We start from the raw sequence: 19,484 nt of genomic DNA on the forward strand, positions 1-19,484 counted from the left end.
ACCTGGGGGCAGGGGGCACGCCGATGACGCCGAGAACCGCGACCGTGCTCTTCGTCGTGCTGCTCGTCGTCGCGCTCGGGGCCGTCGCCGTCCTCGTCCTGTGGTCCCCGTCGCCCGAGGTCACGGACGGTGCGTTCGTCGTCCTGCTGGTCGCCCCGGTCGCCTGCGGACTGCTGCTCGCCGCGGCGCACGGCGTCGAGGCCGTGGCCGGGGCCACGGCGCTGACGCTGGCCGTGCTCACCGTGCCGCTGGTCGTGTGGCTCGCCGTCGGCACACCGCCCCCACTGGCCGACGCGCACCGGTTCCTCCTCGCCGTCGGCCTGCTCGCCCTCATGCTCGTGGGTGTCGCCGTCGAGTGGAGCCGCGGACCGTTGCGGCTGCTCGGGGTCGTCGGGCTGCTCGCCGTCGGCCTCCTGCTGGTCGACGTCGGCCGCGCCTCCCTGCGGCTGCAGGAAGCCACGGACGCGCTGACGACCCTGACCCAGGTCGAGACCGCGATGAAGAGCCTCCCGGAGCAGGAGCCGGAGCCGTCGACGGCGGACCTCGTGGAGGACGCCGTCGCCGCAGCGTGTGCGACCGCCCGCGCGACCGCTCCGGGCGCCGCAGGACCGACGTGCGACGCCGAGCCGACCGGGGAGGGTCTCGCGTCCCAGCTGGCGATGGTCCAGCTGCGACTGGCGGAGCACCGCCAGGCGGTCCTGACCCGCGACGACGACGACGCTGCGGTCACGGCCGCGCGGGAGGCCCTCGCCGACGCACGGGCGGCGGAGTTCTCGACACCGGACGAGGTGCCGGTCGCCACGGCGGTCGCCGCCGGCGCCGACGCCGTCCTCAACGACGCGCTGCCCGGCGAGGACGGGCCTCCGGTGGCGTTCGGCACCGCCGCCTGGATCCTCCTCGCGGCGGCTGCCGTCCTGGCGTGGACGCGGATCGAGCGTGTGAGCACGAGCCAGGACCTGGGGCCCGTGACGATCGAGCTCACGTCGACGTCGCCGTCCGACTCCGAGGAGCACGCCCGGCAGCGCGAGGCGTTCCGCGTCTCCGTCCTGCGCAACATCAGCGAGCCACGCGCGGTCCCCGGCAGCAGCAAGGGGCCGGTGGCGGACCTGAGCGAGACCGTCGCCACGGGGATCCCCTGGCTCCAGGCCGTGCTGACGCTGCTGCAACGCAGCCTCAACGCCCCGACGGGGTACCGGGCGCTGGTCGACGTCGCGCCGCTCGGGCCCACCCCGCCGCAGTGGACGGCGATGGCGCGCGTCGTCGACGCCACCAACGGCGCCCAGCTGGGGGTCAAGGCCATCTTCGCCGACGACGCCGTCTCGGCGTGCTGCATCGCGGGCTACTGGGCAGCCGCGAGCCTCATCGGGCAGAGCAGCCGGGTCCCGTCGTGGAACAGGTTCACCGAGACCACAGCCGAGGCGCTGGCCGCGTGGATGCAGGGCTCGGGCGACACGATCGAGGCCCTCGAGAGGGCGGTCGCCCGTGCGCCGTCCAGCGGGGTGCTGCTGGTCCAGCTCGCCAACGCCTACGAGCTCGCCGGACGACGCACCGACGCCCTCGAGCTGTACGCGCGGGCGGTGGCCGCCCACCCCACCTACCTCGCCGCGGTCTACCGGCTGACCGTCGCCGTCACGATGCTCGCACTCGAGCGGGAGGACCAGGCCACGTGGTCGACGCTCGCTCCACGTGACCGCCTGCGCATCGGCCGCCAGGTCCGCGCCGCCTGCCGGCAGCTCGGCGTACCGGACGGGACGAGCGCGTTCCTCACGGCACCCCGCACCGCCCCTGCCACGTGGTACGGCTGCTTCTGGGCGCTGTCGCAGGCCCTCTACGCCCGGCTGGGCCGACGTCAGGCCTGGTGGGCAGCAGGTGTCCGGCTGCTGCGGCGCAGCGAGCGCCCGACGCTGTGGGCGAGAGGTGCCGACGGGGTCAGCCGGACGGAGCGGCTGCGTCGCGCGCGATGGGTCACGCGGGCCGGTCGTCTGCTCACCGCCGGACCCGCGCCCTCGGCACGGACGAGGGCCCGAGCGGCTGCGTCTGCTCCGAGCGGCCCGGAGCTGCGACGTGTCGCCCACGAGGCGGACGACCACCGGTCCTGGTGGCAGACCAGCTACAACCTGGCGTGCTACTACGCCCGGCGCGGCGACTCCGGCAAGGCCCTCGCCTACCTCGAGACCGCGCTCAGCCGGCGCGGCAGCGAGCAGATGGCGGGAGGCTGGCTGGCCGCCGACCCCGATCTCGTCTCCCTGCGCAGCGAGCCCGGTTTCGTGCGGATCCGGCAGGCCCTCACCGCGGGGACAGGGAGGAGCGGGCATGCCTGACGAGCTCGAGAGCTTCATGGACACCATGTGGGAGGACATCGAGGCCGGCGTCACGGCGGGCCTCGCCGCGTCCGCGGACCACCGGATCGACACGGTCGTCGACGTCTCGATCCCGAGCGCCGGCACCCCCTACCGCGTCACCACCGGATGGGGCCCGGCTCGGAAAGCCGGCCGCGCGACGCTGCGGCAGCTGACCGTCGACGTCACCGACCGGGCCCTCCGCTACCGGGCCACGCACGGTCTCGACCTCGCCCACGGCGCCACGTCGGACCGCGACTCGCTCCGCGACACGGCCCTGCGGTTCGGCCGTGACACCGCACGCGACGAGACGGCAGCGGTGCTCGATCTGCTCCATCGGTCCCGCCCACGCCGGGCCAAGGCGCCGAGTCTGACCCCCGCAGCCGTGCAGGCGGCAGCACGCCGGCTGGGCGGAGGCTGCCGCCTGGTCACGAGCGGCCAGGACGGCAAGAAGCTCGTGGACCACGCCCAGGTGGCGGAGCACGCCGTCCTGCCACGGTCGGCGATGCCGCGGGACGTGTCGGGAGTGCTCGTCGCGACACTGGCCGGCGGTCCGCGCATCGAGCGCCTCGGCGGCTCCCTCGCACTGACGTGGGCCCGGACGGGCAGCCGCACCGCCGAGCTCGCGCTGACCTCCGACTTCTTCCTCCATCGACCGGGCGCATCGGCGTTCTTCGTCTGACCTCGCCCTCGGCCTCCCGTGCCCTGGCACCACGAGGTCGGCGACGCGGGGCAGGGCCGGCCTGCACGCGGACGCCCTGCCGTGCGGGTACGGTCACGGCGACGAGGGGAGAGCACGTGGATGTGGAAGGCGCCGACGACGTGCGGCACGCGGACCGCGTCGTCGTCGACTGCGGGCTCTACGTCGACGGCCGGCGCGCGCCGGGACGCCTGCCGCTGGGGCGCGCCGGCGACGTGGCGCGCGAGAGCGGCGGCTTCGTCTGGCTGGGGCTCGAAGGGCCGACGGTCGCCGACGTCGCCGAGGTGGCGGGCGAGTTCGGGCTGCCCGCGCTCGCGGTCGAGGACGCGGTCAAGGCCCACCAGCGCCCGAAGCTCGAGGTGTACGGCGACGTGGTGTTCGTCGTGCTCAAGCCCGTGCGCTACGTCGACCACGACGAGGTGGTGGACGTCGGGGAGATCGCGCTGTTCCTGGGCAAGCACTTCGTCGTCACCGTGCGGCACGGCCAGGGCGACGTGCTGCGCCGCGTGCGCGAGGAGCTGGACCGCAGCGAGGGCCCCGCGGCCGGGTTCGGGCCGGCCGGGGTGCTGTACCGGGCGGCGGACCTCGTCGTCGACGGCTACGAGTCGGCGCTGGGCGAGATCGACGTGGACGTGGACGACATCGAGGCGCGGGTGTTCGGGCCGGGGCAGGTCAACCACGCGGAGCGCATCTACAAGCTCAAGCAGGAGGCGGCGGAGGTGCGCCGGGCGGTGCTGCCGCTCGGCCGTCCGCTGCAGCGGCTCGTCGACGGCGACGTCCCGCACGTGCCGCCGACGTCCGCCCCCTACTTCCGCGACGTGCAGGACCACCTGCTGCGGGCCGCGGACGCGGTGGAGGCGGTGGAGCGCCAGCTCGGCGACGTGCTGCAGGCCAACACCGCCCGCGTGACGGTGGCGCAGAGCGAGGTCGCGCTGCGCCAGAACGGCGACATGCGCAAGATCTCCGCCTGGGCGGCGATCGCGCTGGTCCCCACGGCGATCGCCGGTGTGTACGGCATGAACTTCGAGTTCATCCCCGAGCTGCGGTGGCGGTACGGGTACTTCCTCGTGCTCGGCGTCATCACGGCGGCGTGCGTGGGCCTGCACCGCCTGTTCCGCCGCAACGGCTGGCTCTGACGGTCCGGAGGCAGTCGGCGCCTGTTACTTGACACAGCAAGCGATCACCGCCACTGTTGGTTTCCACGTCAAGTAATAGCCCGGGTCGGCCGGGCGCCCAGGAGGCAGTCATGCGCGCGGTCCGGTTCCACAGGTACGGCGACCCGCAGGTCCTCACCCTCGAGGAGGCACCCGAGCCCCACGCCGGGCCGGGGCAGGTCCGCATCCGCGTCCACGGGTCCAGCGTCAACCCCGTCGACTGGAAGGTCCGCGCCGGCTACCTGCACGAGATGATGCCCGTCACCTTCCCCGCGACGCCCGGCAGCGACGCCGCCGGCGTGGTCGACGAGGTGGGCGAGGGCGTGACGGGCGTGTCCGTCGGCGACGCGGTGTTCGGGCTGGCGCAGGGTGGCGCCGCCGAGCTCGCGGTGCTCACCGCGTGGGCGCCCGTGCCGCGCACCTGGTCGATGACGCAGGCCGCCGCGGCGGGCCTCGTCGCCGCGACCGCGACGGCCGGACTGGACGCGCTCGGGGACCTGTCCGGTCGCACCGTCCTGATCGAGGGCGCGGCCGGGGGCGTCGGGTCGGCCGCCGTCGAGATCGCCGTCGCCCGTGGCGCCACGGTCGTCGGCACCGCGAGCGAGGCCAACCACGAGTACCTGCGCGAGCTCGGCGCCGTCCCCGTCACGTACGGGCCGGGACTGGCGGACCGCGTCGCGGCCGTGGCCCCGCAGGGTGTCGACGCGGTGCTCGACACCGCCGGCTCCGGGTCGCTGGCCGACCTCGTGACGATCGCGGGCGACCCGTCCCGGGTGGCGACCGTCGCCGACTTCGGCGCCGCGGCGCTCGGCGTCGCCCTGGTCCAGGGCGGTGCGAACGCCGCGGTGGACCTGCCCCGCGCCGCCGAGCTCGGGACCGCCGGCGCCTACACCCCGCGCGTGGAGGCGACGTACCCGGCCGACCGGGCCGCCGACGCGCACGCCCACGTCCAGGGCGGGCACACCCGCGGCAAGGTCGTCGTCACCTTCTGAGCCGCACGACGCCGGCCGGGCGGACCCGCCCGGCCGGACCACCCCCCTCCCGAGGAGCCCCGTGAACACCGCCCTGTGGATCGTCCAGATCCTGCTCGCCGTCGCGTTCGTCGGCGCCGGCGCGATGAAGGCCGGCCAACCGCGCGAGAAGCTGGAGGGCTTCCTGCCGTGGGTCGCCGACTTCTCGACGCCCGTCGTGCGGTTCATCGGGGTCGCCGAGGTCCTCGGCGGCCTGGGTCTCGTCCTGCCCGCCGCCACCGGCATCGCGCCGGTCCTCACCCCCGTCGCCGCCACCGCCCTCGCCGTGACGATGGTCCTCGCGGCCGTGGTCCACGCGCGCCGCCGGGAGTACTCGAGCATCGGCGTCAACGTGGTCCTGCTGCTGCTCGCGGCGTTCGTCGCCTGGGGACGCTTCGGGCCGTACGCCTTCTGAGCGGACCGGCCGCCGCGCGCGGGATGTCGGAGCTCCGACCGAAACATTGAACGTTTACGTCCGTTGACGGAGCTACCCCCCCGCCGGACAGTGGACCTCCGCCGACCGGCTCACTGGTGACCCGGTGCTCGGCTGATCAAGGAGGAACGATGACCCCCCCACCGATGCTCCGACACGGCACCCGCGCGCGCGGCGCGTGCGCGGCCGCGGTCGCGGTCCTGACGCTGGCGGTGTCGGCCGCCGTGGCGATCCCCGCCCAGGCAGCCGGCTCGACGCTCCAAGAAGCCGCCGCACAGAGCGGGCGGTACTTCGGTACCGCGATCGCCGCCAACCGACTCAGCGACTCGACGTACGCGACCATCGCCAACCGTGAGTTCAACATGATCACGGCCGAGAACGAGATGAAGATGGACGCGACGGAGCCGAACCAGAACCAGTTCAACTTCACCAACGGCGACCGGATCCTCAACTGGGCGCTGCAGAACGGCAAGCAGGTGCGCGGCCACGCCCTCGCGTGGTACTCGCAGCAGCCCGGCTGGATGCAGCGCATGGAGGGGTCGACCCTGCGCAGCGCGATGATCAACCACGTCACGCAGGTCGCGACGCACTACAAGGGCAAGATCTACGCCTGGGACGTCGTGAACGAGGCGTTCGCGGACGGCAGCTCCGGCGGTCGCCGCGACTCCAACCTGGAGCGCAGCGGCAGCGACTGGATCGAGGTCGCCTTCCGCACCGCGCGGGCCGCCGACCCGGCAGCCAAGCTCTGCTACAACGACTACAACATCGACGACTGGTCGCACGCGAAGACCCAGGGCGTCTACCGCATGGTCCGCGACTTCAAGCAGCGCGGCGTCCCGATCGACTGCGTCGGCCTGCAGTCGCACTTCAACCCGCAGAGCCCGGTGCCGGGCAACTACCAGACCACGATCGAGAGCTTCGCCGCGCTCGGCGTGGACGTGCAGATCACCGAGCTCGACATCGAGGGCTCCGGCTCGGCGCAGGCCGAGAGCTACCGCAAGGTGACCCAGGCCTGCCTCAACGTCGCCCGCTGCACCGGCATCACGGTGTGGGGCGTGCGTGACACGGACTCGTGGCGCGCCTCGGGCACCCCGCTGCTGTTCGACGGCAACGGCAACAAGAAGGCCGCCTACACCTCGGTGCTCAACACGCTGAACGCCGCCACCCCGAACCCGACGACGCCGCCGCCGACCAGCCCCACGCCGACGACGCCGCCGCCCACGAGCCCGACGCCGACGACCCCGCCGCCGACGAGCCCGACGCCCACCCCGCCGCCGACGGGCGCCTGCTCCGCAGCGCTGACCATCGCGAACAGCTGGAACGGTGGCTACCAGGCCACGGTCACGGTGTCCGCGGGCTCGTCCTCGCTCAACGGATGGCGGGTCACCCTGCCGAGCGGCGTCACGACGAACAACCTGTGGAACGGCGTCCTCTCGGGCAGCACCGTGACGAACGCGCCGTACAACGGCTCCGTCGGAGCCGGGCAGTCGACGACCTTCGGGTTCATCGGTCAGGGCAGCGCGCCCGGCGCAGCCACGCTCAGCTGCGGCTGACCTGCTCCGCCTGACCGGTCCCGGCCGGGCTCGTCCCGACCAGGCATGACGACGGCGCCGCACCTTCCCGGTGCGGCGCCGTCGTCGTCGGTCGGGGTGGCGCCTCGTAGCATCGACGCGTGCCACCCCGCTCCCCGCTCCCGGCACGCCACGGCCTGGCGCCGGCCCGCCTGTGCACCCCGCCGCGGGACCGGACGGTCCCCGACGCGTGGCCGACCATGGGCGCGTGGCTGCGCGACCGCCTCCGCGCGGACGTCGACGTGACCGCGATGCTCGCCGAACGGCGCTTCGTCGACGAGGACGGCCGCGCGCTGCGGGACGACGACCCGTACACGCCCGCGCGGCACGTGTGGTTCCACCGCGACCTGCGCGACGAGCCCGTGGTGCCGGGCGCGATCCACGTCGTGCACCGCGACGAGCGTCTCGTCGTGGTCGACAAGCCGCCGTTCCTCTCGACGATCCCCCGGGGTCGGCACGTCGTGCAGAGCGTCGTGGTGCGGCTGCGCGCCGAGCTCGGCCTGCCGGAGCTCTCGCCGCTGCACCGCCTCGACCGGATCACGTCGGGGCTGCTCCTGCTGGCGACCGAGCAGCGGTGGCGGGGCGCGTACCAGACGGCGTTCGAGCGTCGGGCCGTCGACAAGACGTACCGGGCGCTCGCACCGCTGCGTGCGGACCTCGAGCTGCCGACGACGGTGCGCAACCACCTCCACAAGGAGCGCGGCACGCCGTGCGCGCAGGTCGTGCCCGGTGCCCCACCGAACGCCGAGACCCGCGTCGAGCTCGAGCGCGAGGTCGACGGACGGGGGGTCTACCGCCTGACGCCGCGCACGGGCCGCACGCACCAGCTGCGCCTGCACCTCGCCGGCCTGGGCATCCCGATCGTCGGCGACCCGCTGTACCCGGTGGTGCGCGACGTCGCGGTGGACGACTTCCGCGACCCGCTGCAGCTGCTCGCCGCCGAGCTCGCGTTCACCGACCCGGTCGACGGGCGCCGGCGGGAGTTCCGGAGCGTGCGCGAGCTGCCGCTTGCCGCGCAGGTGGCCAGCGGCTCGTCAGAGAGACGTGCCCCCTAGTGTGACCAGGGAAGTGCCACCTCTGCGACGCAGCCTCCACACGTTCACCGCGCGTCGACGCACCTCGCGGTACGCACGTGCCTGCATCACGGGCGACAGCCGACGGAGCACCGCGAGGCACCCGGGCATCGCGAAGACGATCGCGAACAGGACGCCTCCGACGGCTCCCGCACCCCGCCACATGCCGACGGCGACGAGTGCCAGCAGCATGAGCTCGGCCATGACGAAGACGAGGAACAACCCCGTGACCCAACGGCTGTCGAGAAGCCGTGACACGTACAGCTCCGACAGCTGCACGGCGCACCCGACGTAGACCAGCGCGCTCATCGCTCCGAGGCCGGCCGATGCGAGCGCGACGTTCGTGACCGAGGCGTTCCATCCGTCGGTGAGGAACGCCACGAGGTGGATCCCGCACACCGCCACGACCCCGACGAGCAGAGCCTCGACCGAGAGGCTGCGCCGGATCCACCGCCCGTCTCGCGCCCCGCTGCCGATCGGGCGCCCGTCCGGATGGGCCGGGAGCTCGGACCGGAACCCCATCAGCAGACGATCGAGATCGTCGAACTGGCTGGTCGCGCGCGCTCGGACGAGGTCGATGCTCTCTGGCGACGGTCGGATGAACGCCGACAACCACGTGCAGAGGAGAGGCACGGACACGCCCACCGCCACGCCCAGCGGGTGACTGCCCGAATCAGCGGCAAGGCCGGGGAACGCCATCCACGCCATGATCGCGGCGCCTGCACAGACCAGGCTCGTCAGGACCTCCAGCCCCACGGTCTGGGCTGCCGAGGAGTCGTCCCGGGTACCGGAGACGGCCGAGCCGACCTGCGTCGCGAGGAACAGGGTGAGGGCGGTCGTGGCCAGGAGGGTCAGGACGTCGATCTGCCCCGCTGCCCACCGGTGCGACGCGGCCCAGTCCCAGAACAGGTCCCACCTCTGTTCCGAGACCGCGCCAGGCCGCGTGTACGCCATCCATCCGACAGCCAGGGCGGCCAGGGGGAAGCCGAAGCTACCGGCGACGCCCCACAGGACGAACGACCTGAGGCGGAGCTCTGTGGGATTCAGGCGTCGACGTGCGCGCTGCCGCTTCTGGGGGCGCAGCCGACCGCCGGTCAGGAGCCGCAGGACGCGCCCGCCGGCGGTCGGCGGCACGCCGTCCGGAGGCGGCATGCCTCGCGCCCTGCGCGCTGCTGACCTGGACTCCTCCGTCATCGATCCTCCCGTGGTCTCGGCACGGCCGTGGACGCCGGCGCCCCGGCGCGCTGGGCGGTGACCCCGGGTCGCGCCTCGCCGGCCGACCTCGGGCGGCCGGAAAGTCCCCCGGAGGTCATGCTGCCGGGACTCTTCCGTAATCCCTTGGCAGGACTGCGGCCCGTCGGCAGAGTGGTGGTATGTCCATGATCGGGCAGTTGCCCACCTTCGAGGGCGAGGTCCTCACCCCCGACTCCCCCGGGTACGACGCCGCCCGCGCGGTGTGGAACGGCGCCGTCGACCGCCGGCCGGCGTACATCGTCCGGTGCGCCGGCACCGACGACGTGCGCGCCGCCGTGCGCGCGGCCCGCGAGCTGGGGCTTCCCCTGGGGGTGCGGGGCGGTGGCCACAGCGCCGCGGGGTGGGGGGTGCCGGAGGGCGGGCTCATGGTCGACCTGTCCCGGATGCAGGGTGTCGTCGTGGACCCGGGGGCCCGCACCGCGCACGTGCAGGGCGGGGCGCTGCTCGGGGCGCTCGACGCGGCGACGCAGCCGTACGGGCTCGGGACGCCCGCCGGGATCGTGTCGCACACCGGCATCGGCGGGTTGGCGCTCGGGGGCGGAGTCGGCTGGCTCTCCCGCCAGATCGGCCTGACCTGCGACAACGCACTCGGGTACGAGGTGGTGACCGCTGACGGCGACCTCGTCCGTGCGACGGCCGAGGAGCACCCCGACCTCTTCTGGGCGCTGCGCGGCGGCGGCGGCAACTTCGGCATCGTCACGCGCTTCGACCTCCGGCTGCACGACGTGGGCACGCAGGCGCTCACGGCCGGGATCGACCTCGACCCGGCGGACGGGCTCGACGCGCTGGGGACCTGGCTGGCCCTCGCGCAGGAGTCCCCACGCCGCGCCACCCACGTCGCGGACGTGTCCGCCCACGGCCCGCTCACGCTCGGCTTCGTCTGGGTGGGCCCACCCGCCGACGCGGCACCGTGGCTCGGGCGGCTCGACGCGCTCGGCCCCCAGCTGGCCCGACGCGTCACGCCGCTGAGCTACCTCGACCTGCAGGCACAGTCCGACGTCCCGACGGCGCACGGCTACCGGCGCTACGCCAAGAGCCACTTCGTCCGTGAGCTGCCCGACGCCGGGCTCGAGGCGTTCCTCGCCCACGCCGGGGCCGACGTGGGCCGGGCCAGCCTCGTCGCGTACGGCGGCGCCGTCGCGGACGTCGACCCCGGGACCACGGCCTTCGCGCACCGCGACGCGTGGTTCGAGTACGACGTGGGCGCCAGGTGGCAGGACCCGGCCGAGGACGAGCGGAACGTCGCGACGTGCCGTCGACTGGCCGCGACGATCGAGCCGTGGAGCGTCGGCGTGTACGTCAACGCGCTCGGCGCCGAGGGGGCCGACGGCGTGCGCCGGGCGTACGGCGCCGCCACGTACGCGCGCCTCCGGCAGGTCAAGTCGGCCTGGGACCCGGACAACGTCTTCCGTCTCAACCAGAACGTGCCACCCGCCTGAGGGGTCCACGCACGCCTGGTCCTCGGGCAGGACCCGTCGGCCGTCGGCTCCGGCGTGCCATCCGACGTGAGAGGGCCGGCCCGACGAATCGTTTTGCGCCGTGCCGCTCGGCGGACGGCGTGCCAGTCTCGGGCGTCAGGCGCTTGTGAACGTTCGCCACGACAGGTCGGGCGCCAGAGGCGGCGAGGGGGACCCCGTGACCACTGCTCGACACCCGGGACGAGCACGGACGCGCGTGACCGTGATCGTCGGCCTCCTGGCCGCGATCCTGCTCGGTGGTGCCATGACCGCAGTCGGCGCGGCCGCCGCCGCGGGGTGCCGCGTCGACTACACGACGCCGGCGCAGTGGCCGGGCGGCTTCACCGCCGACGTCAAGGTCACCAACCTCGGCGACCCGATCAACGGCTGGCAGGTGGCCTGGACGTTCCCGTCGGGCCAGCGGGTGACGCAGGCGTGGAACGCGACGACCACCACGTCAGGCGACCGGGTCGTCGCGACGGCCGCGAGCTACAACGCCGCCCTGGCGACGAGCGCGACGGTCTCGTTCGGGTTCAACGGCTCCTGGACCGGCAGCAACGCTCCGCCGACCGCGTTCACCCTCAACGGCGTCGCGTGCACCGGGCAGCCCGGTGGGTCCCCGTCACCAACCACCTCACCGACGCCGAGCGTGACACCGTCGCCGAGCGTGACGCCGAGGCCCACCGTCACGCCGAGGCCCACGCCGACGTCCGTACCGCTCGACGCCATGGCGACCGTCGCCGCGATGCAGCCGGGCTGGAACCTCGGCAACACCCTCGACGCGATCCCCGACGAGACGGCGTGGGGCAACCCGCTGACGACCCGGGAGCTGCTGCGCCACGTCCGTTCGGAGGGCTACAACAGCATCCGGATCCCGGTGACCTGGAACGGCCACTTCGGGCCCGCACCCGACCACACGATCGACCCGGCGTGGCTGGCCCGGGTCGAGCAGATCGTCGACTGGTCCCTCGACGAGGGCTTCTACGTGATGCTCAACCTCCACCACGACTCCTGGGAGTGGGCCGACTCGTACCCGACCGACGAGGCCGCCGTCCTGGCGCGGTACCGGGCCCTGTGGGACCAGCTGGCCACGACGTTCCGCGACCGCTCGTCGAGGCTGGTGCTCGAGAGCATCAACGAGCCGCAGTTCACCGACACCCCGGACGAGCAGGGTGACGTCTTCGTGCAGGAGCTCAACGCCGACTTCGTCGAGCGGGTGCGCAGCACCGGGGGCGGCAACGCGACCCGGCTGCTCGTCCTGCCGACCCTGCACACGAGCAGCGAGCAGCCGCGCCTGGACGCGCTGGCCGAGACCATCGAGGATCTCGACGACCCGAACATCGCCGCGACCGTCCACTTCTACGGGTGGTGGCCCTTCAGCGTGAACATCGCCGGGGGCACCCGGTACAGCAGCGAGGTGGAGCAGGATCTGGTCAGCTCGTTCGACCGCGTGACCAGCACGTTCGTCGAGCGGGACATCCCCGTCGTCATCGGCGAGTGGGCGCTGCTCGCCTGGGACCACACCCGTCCGGGGATCATCCAGCGCGGCGAGTTCCTCAAGTACCTCGAGGCGGTCGGGTACCACGCGCGCACCCGCGGCCTGACGACGATGGTGTGGGACGCCGGTCAGTTCCTCGACCGCAGCACCCTGCGGTGGAGGGACGCGGGCGTGCACGCGATGATGCGGTCGAGCTGGACCGAGCGCTCCGGCACGGCGTCGTCGGACCAGGTGTACCTGCCCGCCGACGGCGCCCTCACGGCCGCGTCGCTCACGCTGAATCTCAACGGCACGTCGTTCCAGGGGCTGCGGCACGGTGGGGAGGACCTCACCCGCGGGACCGACTACACCCTCGACGGCGACGTGCTGGCCCTGACCGCCTCGGCGCTGAGCCGGCTCGCCGGAGCGCGGCAGCACGGCGTCAACGCCACCGTCGAGGCCCGGTTCTCCCAGGGCGTGCCCTGGGAGATCAGCATCATCACCGCGGACACCCCGGTCCTGGGGGCCGCGACCGGCACCACCGGCTCGTTCGCCATCCCCACGCAGTTCCGCGGGGACACGCTGGCGACCATGGAGGCCCGCTACGACGACGGCTCGAACGCCGGGCCGGCCTCGTGGACCTCGTACAAGGAGTTCTGGAGCAGCTTCCGGCCCGATGTCGACGCCGGGACCATCCTGCTGACGCCGGAGTTCTTCAACGAGGTCCGGGACGGGCAGGTCACCCTGACGTTCCACTTCTGGAGCGGTGAGCAGGTGACGTACGTGATCACCCGGTCCGGCACGTCCGTGGTCGGTGCTCCCGCCTGACGCAGGCGGAGCCTCTGTCGGACCCACGGTCGGAGCACCGGCCCCCGCAGGGACCGGTGCTCCGGCGCCGCCGTCCGGCTCAGCCGCAGGTCGCGCCCGTGTGACCGGCCTCGTACGTCGTGCTCGCGGGCTGCCAGGAGGCGATCTTGACGCCCGTGACGCTCACGTGGCCGGCGTCGAGGGTCGACGTCGGTGCGGTCCACGTCCGCTCGAAGGACGCCCCTGGCAGGAGCACCCGTCCCACGACCGAGCGCCACGGCGTCGTCGCGACGACGAGCGTCACCTCCACGGTCCCCACGACGGCGTCGCCGTAGAGCTCGACGAAGCGCGCGGCGTCCGCCTGGGCGGACGACCGTCACCGACCGTTGTCGCGCGGACGGCGCGTCACGCGAGCCGGCCCGCGCTCTGTCGACGCGGTGTCGGTACAACCGGGCAGGTCGCGCGAGGGGAAGCACCCTCGCCCGTCCGCCGGTGCGGGAGGACGTCGACCCCGATGAGTGAACGCACCCCCGGGGGTCGACAGACAGGAGCACTCCACCAGGAGCCTCGGTACCGCGCAAAGGAGTCGCCATGCTCACCCAGGTCGCGGACACCACGCACGTGCACACGAGCGGGTTCGTCCTCAGCAACGCCGTGATCGTCGAAGGTGGGGCGGCTGCGCTGCTGGTGGACCCCGGCGTGACGAGCGGCGAGATCGACTGCCTGGCGGCCGACCTCGCCGCGCGCGGCACGGCCGCGGTCGTCGCCTTCTCGACGCACCCGGACTGGGACCACGTGCTGTGGCGGCCGGCGCTCGGGGACGCGCCGCGCTACGCGACCGGCCGGGCCGCCGACACCATGGCCCGGCTGCTGCGCGACCCGCAGACGATCGTCCGCATCGCCGAGCACCTGCCGCCCGAGATCCACGGGCAGGTCCCCCTGGAGCGGCTCGGGCTGCTGACCTCGCTGCCGGACGGGACGACGCACCTGCCGTGGGACGGGCCGCGCGTCCGCGTGGCCGAGCACCGCGCGCACGCACCCGGGCACGCCGCCCTGCTCGTCGAGGAGCAGGGGGTCCTGGCGGCGGGCGACATGCTGTCCGACGTCTTCGTCCCCATGCTGGACCTGGACTCCGACGGCGACCCGGTCGAGGAGTACCTCGCCGCCCTCGACCTCCTCGAGGCGGTGGCCGCCGACGCGGACGTCGCCGTCCCTGGGCACGGGACCGTCGCCCGTGGCCCCGCGATCGGCGCCCGCATCGCCCTCGACCGGGCCTACGTGCACGCCCTGCGCGACGGCACGGACCCCGACGACCCCCGCATCGGGTCGTCCGCGCCGGAGGGATGGCAGTGGGTCACCGGGATCCACCAGTGGCAGGCGGAGCGGCTGGGTCGCTGACCCCGCCGCGCCGCCGCCCCCGTCGCGGGTCAGGCGCCGCAGACCTCGTCCGGCGCGACGACGACGTCGACCTTGCCGCCGCCCGGCCCGAAGGTCACGCACCGCTCCTCCTCGACCGCGCCCGTCGAGTCCACGCTGCGGTAGCCGAGCGTCTGCCGGTCGGCCCGCTTGAGCCGGAACGGACCGTCGTAGGCGCTCCACGCGCCGCCGTCGACCCGGTACTCGGTGCGGGCGAGGATGGCCGGCGCCGTGACCTGGGCGTCGAGCGACACGGTCACCCAGTTGGTGCCCTGGTAGGTCAGCGTCGTCGCGGGCGGCACGGACGGCTCGGGTTCGGGCTCGGCGATCCCCTGCGGCCAGCTCACCAGCAGCTCGTCGCCGGCGTCGGTGACCTCTTCGACCGTGATCGCGTTGATCGAGAAGGCGTTGCCGCCCGCGCCACCCCGGATGCCGATGTTGCCGACCAGGCCCTCGGCCGGCTGCGACCCGTCGAAGGTGATCTCGCTGACCAGCGTGTAGCTGCCCATGTTGACCATGCCGCTGTTGAAGTACGCGGGCAGCTGCGTGGCGACCTGGTCGGCGGCGTACGGGTGGGCGTTGACCAGGGCGCCGTCGGCCGTCGTGTACCCGCCGTTGGAGTTGTCCTTGAGCCACCGGACGCGGATCGCCGTGGTGCCCTTGGCGGTGTAGTTCACCGCGACGCGGTACGTCGCACCCGGCTCGGGCCGGAAGGCCACCTCACCGTCGTCGGTGGTGGACCACGGCCAGGCGGACGCGTCGTCGCCCAGGACGATGTTGGCGCCGCTCCAGGAGTCGCCGGCGGAGGTGTCGAAGACGTGGACGCCCGGGACCGGGGGGCGCTCCTCGCCGCCCGTCGTGTCGATGTACTCGTGGGTGGCGAGGAACTGCTCGGGGTAGAGGATGCCGAGCAGCGCGAGCTTGGCCCTGCCGTCGTAGTCGTAGGGCATGGCGAACTCGCCGCCCTTCCAGCCGGTGCGCACGTCGCGGACGCCCGCGAGCTTCACGGCGGCGACGACCTTCGGGTTGTCCGTCGTGTTGCCCGGGCCGGCCGCGTGGTCGCGGTAGATCTGGAACAGCTCGGCGTACTTCATGCCCTGGTTGTTCTCGTTCTCCGGCGTCAGCTCGCCGGGCGGCAGGGCGATGTCCATCTCGGTGACGTGGACCTCGACGTTCCCCAACGTCGCGAAGAGCTTGATGTTGTCCTCGACGTTCGCGACGTCCGTGGCCAGGTTGTAGTGCCCCTGCATGCCGATGACCTCGATCAGCGGCTTGCCGTCCGGGCGCACGCCGGCGTGGCGCTCGTTGATGTCCTTGACCATCTCGTAGACCACGCGCGCCTTGGCCGGGGAGTCCAGCCCGAAGTCGTTGTACGTGAGCTTGACGTCCCAGCCGTGGGCGTCGACCACCTCGGCCGCCTTGAGGAACGCGAGCTCCACCCAGTCGGCGCCCAGCGCCTGGTACCAGCCCTCGCCCTTGGCCAGCGAGGCGCGCCAGTCGGCGGGGTTCGCGGTGCCGACGGCCTCGTTCACCACGTCGATCGCCACGAGCCGGCCCCCGAAGTGGCCGAGCACGTTCTCGATGTGGGTGTTGAGGTTGTCGAGCGCGACCGTGCGGTCGAACGTGCCGGGCTGGTCGAACCGGGCCGGCGGCGCGTCCCACATCCAGGTGGGCGTCTGGGAGTGCCACGCCAGGGTGTGGCCGTACAGGTCGAGGTCCGGGTTGCGCGTCGTGTACCGCGCGAACGCCGCCTCGGCCGGGTCGAACGTGAACACGCCCTTGTCCCGCTGGGTGCTCTCGGGCTTCATCTCGTTGCCCGGGGTGTAGGAGGCGTAGTTGTACAGCAGGCCCTCGACCTCACCGGCGCCGAAGATGCCGAACGAGAAGTAGTCCTCGTAGACGTCCTTCATCGGCGGGTAGTGCTCGAAGGTCTGCCCGGTGGGCGGCAGCTCCGGCTCGGCCGCGACGGCCGCGTGGGCGGGCCCCAGCGCGGTGACCGTCAGCAGTCCCGCGAGCAGGGTGGCGAGGGCGGGGCGGGTGGCCCCCCTCCCCGGGCGGGCGCCGCGGGACGGCCTCGTCCCTGGGGTCGTCGTGGCGTCCGGTCGTGAACCCGACATGGGGATCCCTCCAGGGCACTCCCCCGCGCCGCGCTGCGCAGGGGGTCGGCGTTGGCAAACGTTCTCTACGAGAACCCTTCCGAACCTAGCGGGCGCCGGGCGGGGGGTGTCAAGGGGTCCGGGAGGTCACCGCGACGACCACCGCCGGGACCCCGGCCGCGAGCGCCCCGACGAGCCACCAGGGGCTCGCCGCCAGGACGGACGCGCCGAGCACGACCGTCGTGACGACGAGCGCGGCGGCCGGTGCGAGCGCGAACCACCACCGGCCCGGAGCCCGCTCACGGGCGCCCGCCACGACAAGGGTGAGCCCGAGGACCGGCAGGACGGCCAGGAGGGACGGCACCGCCCGTGGCGCGAGGACGACCGGCACGAGGACCGCCACCTGGACCAGTCCCAGCAGCAGCACGCCGCGCCGCCACCGGACGGCCCCCTGCTCCCGGACCGGGTTGTCGGTCGTCACCACGGGCTCGCTCCGTCCACGTCCGGCACAGGTGCGCGCAGGTGCGCGGGCACCGGCCCGCGCCTGCGTCGTCGACGTGCTGCGAGCCGCGCCCACCGTAGCGCCCTGCACACCCCTCGCGGTCCGAACCGTCCCGGTTCCGCCGACGTCGTCACCGACGCGGGGGCCCCACCGCCGTCACCGAGCGGGACCCGGTCGGCGTCCCCGTCAGGCGGGACGACGTCCCGTGCGCAGCGCCACCCCCGCGCAGATCCCCAGGACGCCCGCCGCGGCGGCGGGCCAGAACGCGTGCGACAGGGAGCCCGCGAGCGCACCGCTGCCCGCCGCGCCCGCGGAGACCCCGAGCACCAGCGCGGTGGCCATCAGCGCCATGGTCGACGCGACGAGCCCGGGCGGCGCCACCTGCTCGGCACGCGCGTAGCTGCTGACGAGCAGCGTCCCGGCACCGACGCCCAGGACGAGCGCGTACGTCGCCGCACCCCACGCGCCCGGGAGCGTCGCGAGGCCCAGCGCACCGGCGAGCACCGCCGCTCCCCCGGCGACGACGCGCACGGCGATGCTGCCGCGGCGGACCACCCGGGAGATCGCCAGGCTCGCGATCGCGCTGCCGACGCCGGCGCACGCGTAGACCAGGCCGGTCAGCTCCTCGGTGCCGCGTGCGGCGTTGACGGCGGTCAGGCCCGTCTGCGTCGCGCCGAACGCGGCCCCGACCGCGAGGCAGGCGAGCATCGGCGCGACCAGCGGACCCAGGTGCAGCCGCGCGACGGGGTGGCCGGCTCCGGCGCCCGGGGCGGTGCGTCGCGGCCACTGCGCCCGGTCGGCCCACAGGTGCACCGCGAACGCGCCCTGCCCGGCCACGGCGAAGCCGACGAGGACCCAGAGCGCCGGCACCGGGCCGAGCACCGCCACCAGCAGACCGGCCGCCACGGGCCCGACGATGAACCCGACCTCGTCGGCCGCCACCTCGTACCCCAGTGCGCGGCGGACGAGGTCCGGGCTCGCGCTGCGCCGGGCGAGGTGCGACCACCGCGACCGGGCGATGGACCCGATCTGCGGGTTCGCCGCCCCGACCACCGCGGCGCACGCCACCAGGGCCCACGTGCCGGCGCCTCGCGTGGTGACCACCAGGACGGCGAGCAGCCCGACCACCTGCACGGCCGTGGCCACCGCGACGACGGGCAGCGGCCCCCACCGGTCGACGCTGCGCCCCACCAGCGGGGCGCCGACGGCCGTGCCGATGCCCACGGCCGCGACGGTCGCGCCGCCGAGCCCGACGCCGAGCCCGGACGAGGCCACGAACATCAGCAGACCCAGCTGGATCATCGACGAGGGGATCCGGCCGACGAGCGCGGTGGCGAGGAACGGCAGGCCGCCGGCGGCCGGCAGCGAGAGGCGGGCCGCGGGGACAGCAGGCAGGGAGTCCGCGCGCGAGGGCGCGAGCTGGTGCGTCAAGGTGGGTGCTCCGGGTGCGTCGAGTACCCGTGCGCCCCACCCCACACACGGAATCCTGCCCCTGAGCTGCCACCAGGGTACGACGGGTCCGGCCGCGGTATCCAGGACCGGTGACCACCACCACACCGGCGCCGGCGGCGCTACGGTGCGGCGATGACGCTCGAACGCCGCACCGCCCGCATCCTGATGCGCCCCTGGACGGCCGCCGACCTGGAGCCGTTCGCCGAGATGAACGCCGACCCCGAGGTGATGCGGTACTTCCCCGCGCCGCTCACGCGGCAGGAGAGCGACGCGCTCGCCGCCCGCGCGCAGGCGTGGCTGGAGGAGAACGGCTGGGGTCTGTGGGCGCTCGAGGTCGACGGCCGGTTCGCGGGCTTCACCGGGCTGGCCCGCCCGTCGTGGAACCCGTCCCTCACCGAGGTCGGCTGGCGGCTGCCGCGCTGGGCGTGGGGTCACGGCTACGCCACCGAGGCCGCGCGGCAGGCCCTCGCCGTGGGATTCGACGAGCTCGGGCTGACGGAGGTCGTCTCGTTCACCGCGGTCGCCAACGAGCGCTCCCGGGCCGTCATGCGGCGGCTGGGCATGACGCGCGACCCGGCCGACGACTTCGACTACCCGCCGAGACCCGAGGGGCACCCGCTGCGGCGCCACGTGCTGTACCGGGTCCAGGCGCCCGGCACCTCGTCCTGACCGGTCAGCCCACTTCACCCGAGGTCGTCCGTGAACCGGCCACGGTCGTCCCACGTCCCGCGCTAGATTCCGCA

The 19,484-nt window shown here is 73.9% G+C and carries 16 protein-coding genes; 11 read left to right on the plus strand and 5 right to left on the minus strand.

The features are described 5' to 3' along the window. Window positions 1-23 precede the first annotated feature (23 nt). The 7 genes from NP075_RS18435 (at window position 24) to NP075_RS18465 (ending at window position 8,262) form a co-directional block, all read left to right on the plus strand. A complete protein-coding gene (locus NP075_RS18435; protein ID WP_227563555.1) occupies window positions 24-2,321 on the plus strand; it encodes a TPR end-of-group domain-containing protein in 2,298 nt (765 codons plus the stop codon). Next, window positions 2,314-3,021, plus strand: a complete 708-nt coding sequence (locus NP075_RS18440; protein WP_227563556.1) for a hypothetical protein — start codon at window positions 2,314-2,316, stop codon at window positions 3,019-3,021. Before NP075_RS18435 ends, NP075_RS18440 begins: the two co-directional genes overlap by 8 nt. A 116-nt stretch (window positions 3,022-3,137) precedes the next feature. Continuing rightward, a complete protein-coding gene (locus NP075_RS18445) occupies window positions 3,138-4,175 on the plus strand; it encodes a magnesium and cobalt transport protein CorA (RefSeq protein ID WP_227563557.1) in 1,038 nt (345 codons plus the stop codon). 110 nt (window positions 4,176-4,285) lie between these two features. Beyond that, on the plus strand, window positions 4,286-5,185 hold the full coding sequence (locus tag NP075_RS18450) for an NADP-dependent oxidoreductase (RefSeq protein ID WP_227563558.1): 900 nt from the start codon (window positions 4,286-4,288) through the stop codon (window positions 5,183-5,185). A 61-nt stretch (window positions 5,186-5,246) separates the two neighbouring features. Next, entirely contained in the window at window positions 5,247-5,618 is a 372-nt protein-coding gene (locus NP075_RS18455) for a DoxX family protein (protein ID WP_227563559.1), read from the plus strand. Window positions 5,619-5,767: 149 nt separating this feature from the next. After that, a complete protein-coding gene (locus tag NP075_RS18460; RefSeq protein ID WP_227563560.1) occupies window positions 5,768-7,189 on the plus strand; it encodes a glycoside hydrolase family 10 protein in 1,422 nt (473 codons plus the stop codon). Window positions 7,190-7,308: 119 nt separating this feature from the next. Beyond that, window positions 7,309-8,262: a pseudouridine synthase gene (locus NP075_RS18465; RefSeq protein WP_227563561.1), complete on the plus strand. Its 954-nt coding sequence runs from the start codon at window positions 7,309-7,311 to the stop codon at window positions 8,260-8,262. Here the strand turns inward: NP075_RS18465 and NP075_RS18470 are convergent. Further along, a complete protein-coding gene (locus tag NP075_RS18470) occupies window positions 8,242-9,432 on the minus strand; it encodes a hypothetical protein (RefSeq protein ID WP_227563562.1) in 1,191 nt (396 codons plus the stop codon). The two genes, NP075_RS18465 and NP075_RS18470, sit on opposite strands and share 21 nt — an antisense overlap. Before the next feature lie 227 nt (window positions 9,433-9,659). On the opposite strand from NP075_RS18470, the gene NP075_RS18475 reads away from it, so the two are divergent. Together NP075_RS18475 and NP075_RS18480 are read left to right on the plus strand one after the other, a co-directional pair. Then, a complete protein-coding gene (locus NP075_RS18475; protein WP_227563563.1) occupies window positions 9,660-10,973 on the plus strand; it encodes an FAD-binding oxidoreductase in 1,314 nt (437 codons plus the stop codon). Between the two features lie 235 nt (window positions 10,974-11,208). Further along, window positions 11,209-13,296, plus strand: coding sequence for a cellulase family glycosylhydrolase (locus NP075_RS18480; protein ID WP_227563564.1), 2,088 nt, complete (start codon window positions 11,209-11,211; stop codon window positions 13,294-13,296). Window positions 13,297-13,375: 79 nt separating this feature from the next. Here the strand turns inward: NP075_RS18480 and NP075_RS18485 are convergent, their stop codons facing one another. Next, window positions 13,376-13,594 (minus strand): hypothetical protein, encoded by a 219-nt coding sequence (locus NP075_RS18485; RefSeq protein WP_227563565.1) that lies wholly within the window; start codon window positions 13,592-13,594, stop codon window positions 13,376-13,378. A 272-nt stretch (window positions 13,595-13,866) separates the two neighbouring features. Here NP075_RS18485 and NP075_RS18490 point away from each other — a divergent pair, with 272 nt between their 5' ends. Continuing rightward, window positions 13,867-14,673: an MBL fold metallo-hydrolase gene (locus NP075_RS18490; protein WP_227563566.1), complete on the plus strand. Its 807-nt coding sequence runs from the start codon at window positions 13,867-13,869 to the stop codon at window positions 14,671-14,673. Window positions 14,674-14,702: 29 nt separating this feature from the next. Here the strand turns inward: NP075_RS18490 and NP075_RS18495 are convergent, their stop codons facing one another. The 3 genes from NP075_RS18495 to NP075_RS18505 form a co-directional block, all read right to left on the minus strand. Further along, complete coding sequence (locus NP075_RS18495) at window positions 14,703-16,808, minus strand: endo-1,4-beta-xylanase (protein WP_227563567.1); 2,106 nt, start codon at window positions 16,806-16,808, stop codon at window positions 14,703-14,705. 109 nt (window positions 16,809-16,917) lie between these two features. Beyond that, the gene (locus NP075_RS18500; protein ID WP_227563568.1) at window positions 16,918-17,271 is read right to left on the minus strand and encodes a hypothetical protein; all 354 of its coding nucleotides are present in this window, start codon (window positions 17,269-17,271) and stop codon (window positions 16,918-16,920) included. Between the two features lie 204 nt (window positions 17,272-17,475). Beyond that, entirely contained in the window at window positions 17,476-18,720 is a 1,245-nt protein-coding gene (locus NP075_RS18505) for an MFS transporter (protein WP_227563569.1), read from the minus strand. A 153-nt stretch (window positions 18,721-18,873) separates the two neighbouring features. On the opposite strand from NP075_RS18505, the gene NP075_RS18510 reads away from it, so the two are divergent. Next, complete coding sequence (locus NP075_RS18510; RefSeq protein WP_227563570.1) at window positions 18,874-19,410, plus strand: GNAT family N-acetyltransferase; 537 nt, start codon at window positions 18,874-18,876, stop codon at window positions 19,408-19,410. Window positions 19,411-19,484: the final 74 nt, after the last annotated feature.

Origin of the sequence: Cellulomonas wangsupingiae (assembly GCF_024508275.1) — a bacterium.
Lineage (GTDB): Bacteria > Actinomycetota > Actinomycetes > Actinomycetales > Cellulomonadaceae > Cellulomonas > Cellulomonas wangsupingiae.

What these genes read in the sequence shown, in the direction of transcription:
- NP075_RS18435 (WP_227563555.1), top strand. Translation starts at nt 24, where the DNA reads ATGACGCCGAGAACCGCGACCGTGCTCTTCGTCGTGCTGCTCGTCGTC.
- NP075_RS18475 (WP_227563563.1), top strand. Translation starts at nt 9,660, where the DNA reads ATGATCGGGCAGTTGCCCACCTTCGAGGGCGAGGTCCTCACCCCCGAC.
- NP075_RS18460 (WP_227563560.1), top strand. Translation starts at nt 5,768, where the DNA reads ATGACCCCCCCACCGATGCTCCGACACGGCACCCGCGCGCGCGGCGCG.
- NP075_RS18490 (WP_227563566.1), top strand. Translation starts at nt 13,867, where the DNA reads ATGCTCACCCAGGTCGCGGACACCACGCACGTGCACACGAGCGGGTTC.
- NP075_RS18440 (WP_227563556.1), top strand. Translation starts at nt 2,314, where the DNA reads ATGCCTGACGAGCTCGAGAGCTTCATGGACACCATGTGGGAGGACATC.
- NP075_RS18470 (WP_227563562.1), bottom strand. Translation starts at nt 9,432, where the DNA reads ATGCCGCCTCCGGACGGCGTGCCGCCGACCGCCGGCGGGCGCGTCCTG.
- NP075_RS18450 (WP_227563558.1), top strand. Translation starts at nt 4,286, where the DNA reads ATGCGCGCGGTCCGGTTCCACAGGTACGGCGACCCGCAGGTCCTCACC.
- NP075_RS18495 (WP_227563567.1), bottom strand. Translation starts at nt 16,808, where the DNA reads ATGTCGGGTTCACGACCGGACGCCACGACGACCCCAGGGACGAGGCCG.
- NP075_RS18510 (WP_227563570.1), top strand. Translation starts at nt 18,874, where the DNA reads ATGACGCTCGAACGCCGCACCGCCCGCATCCTGATGCGCCCCTGGACG.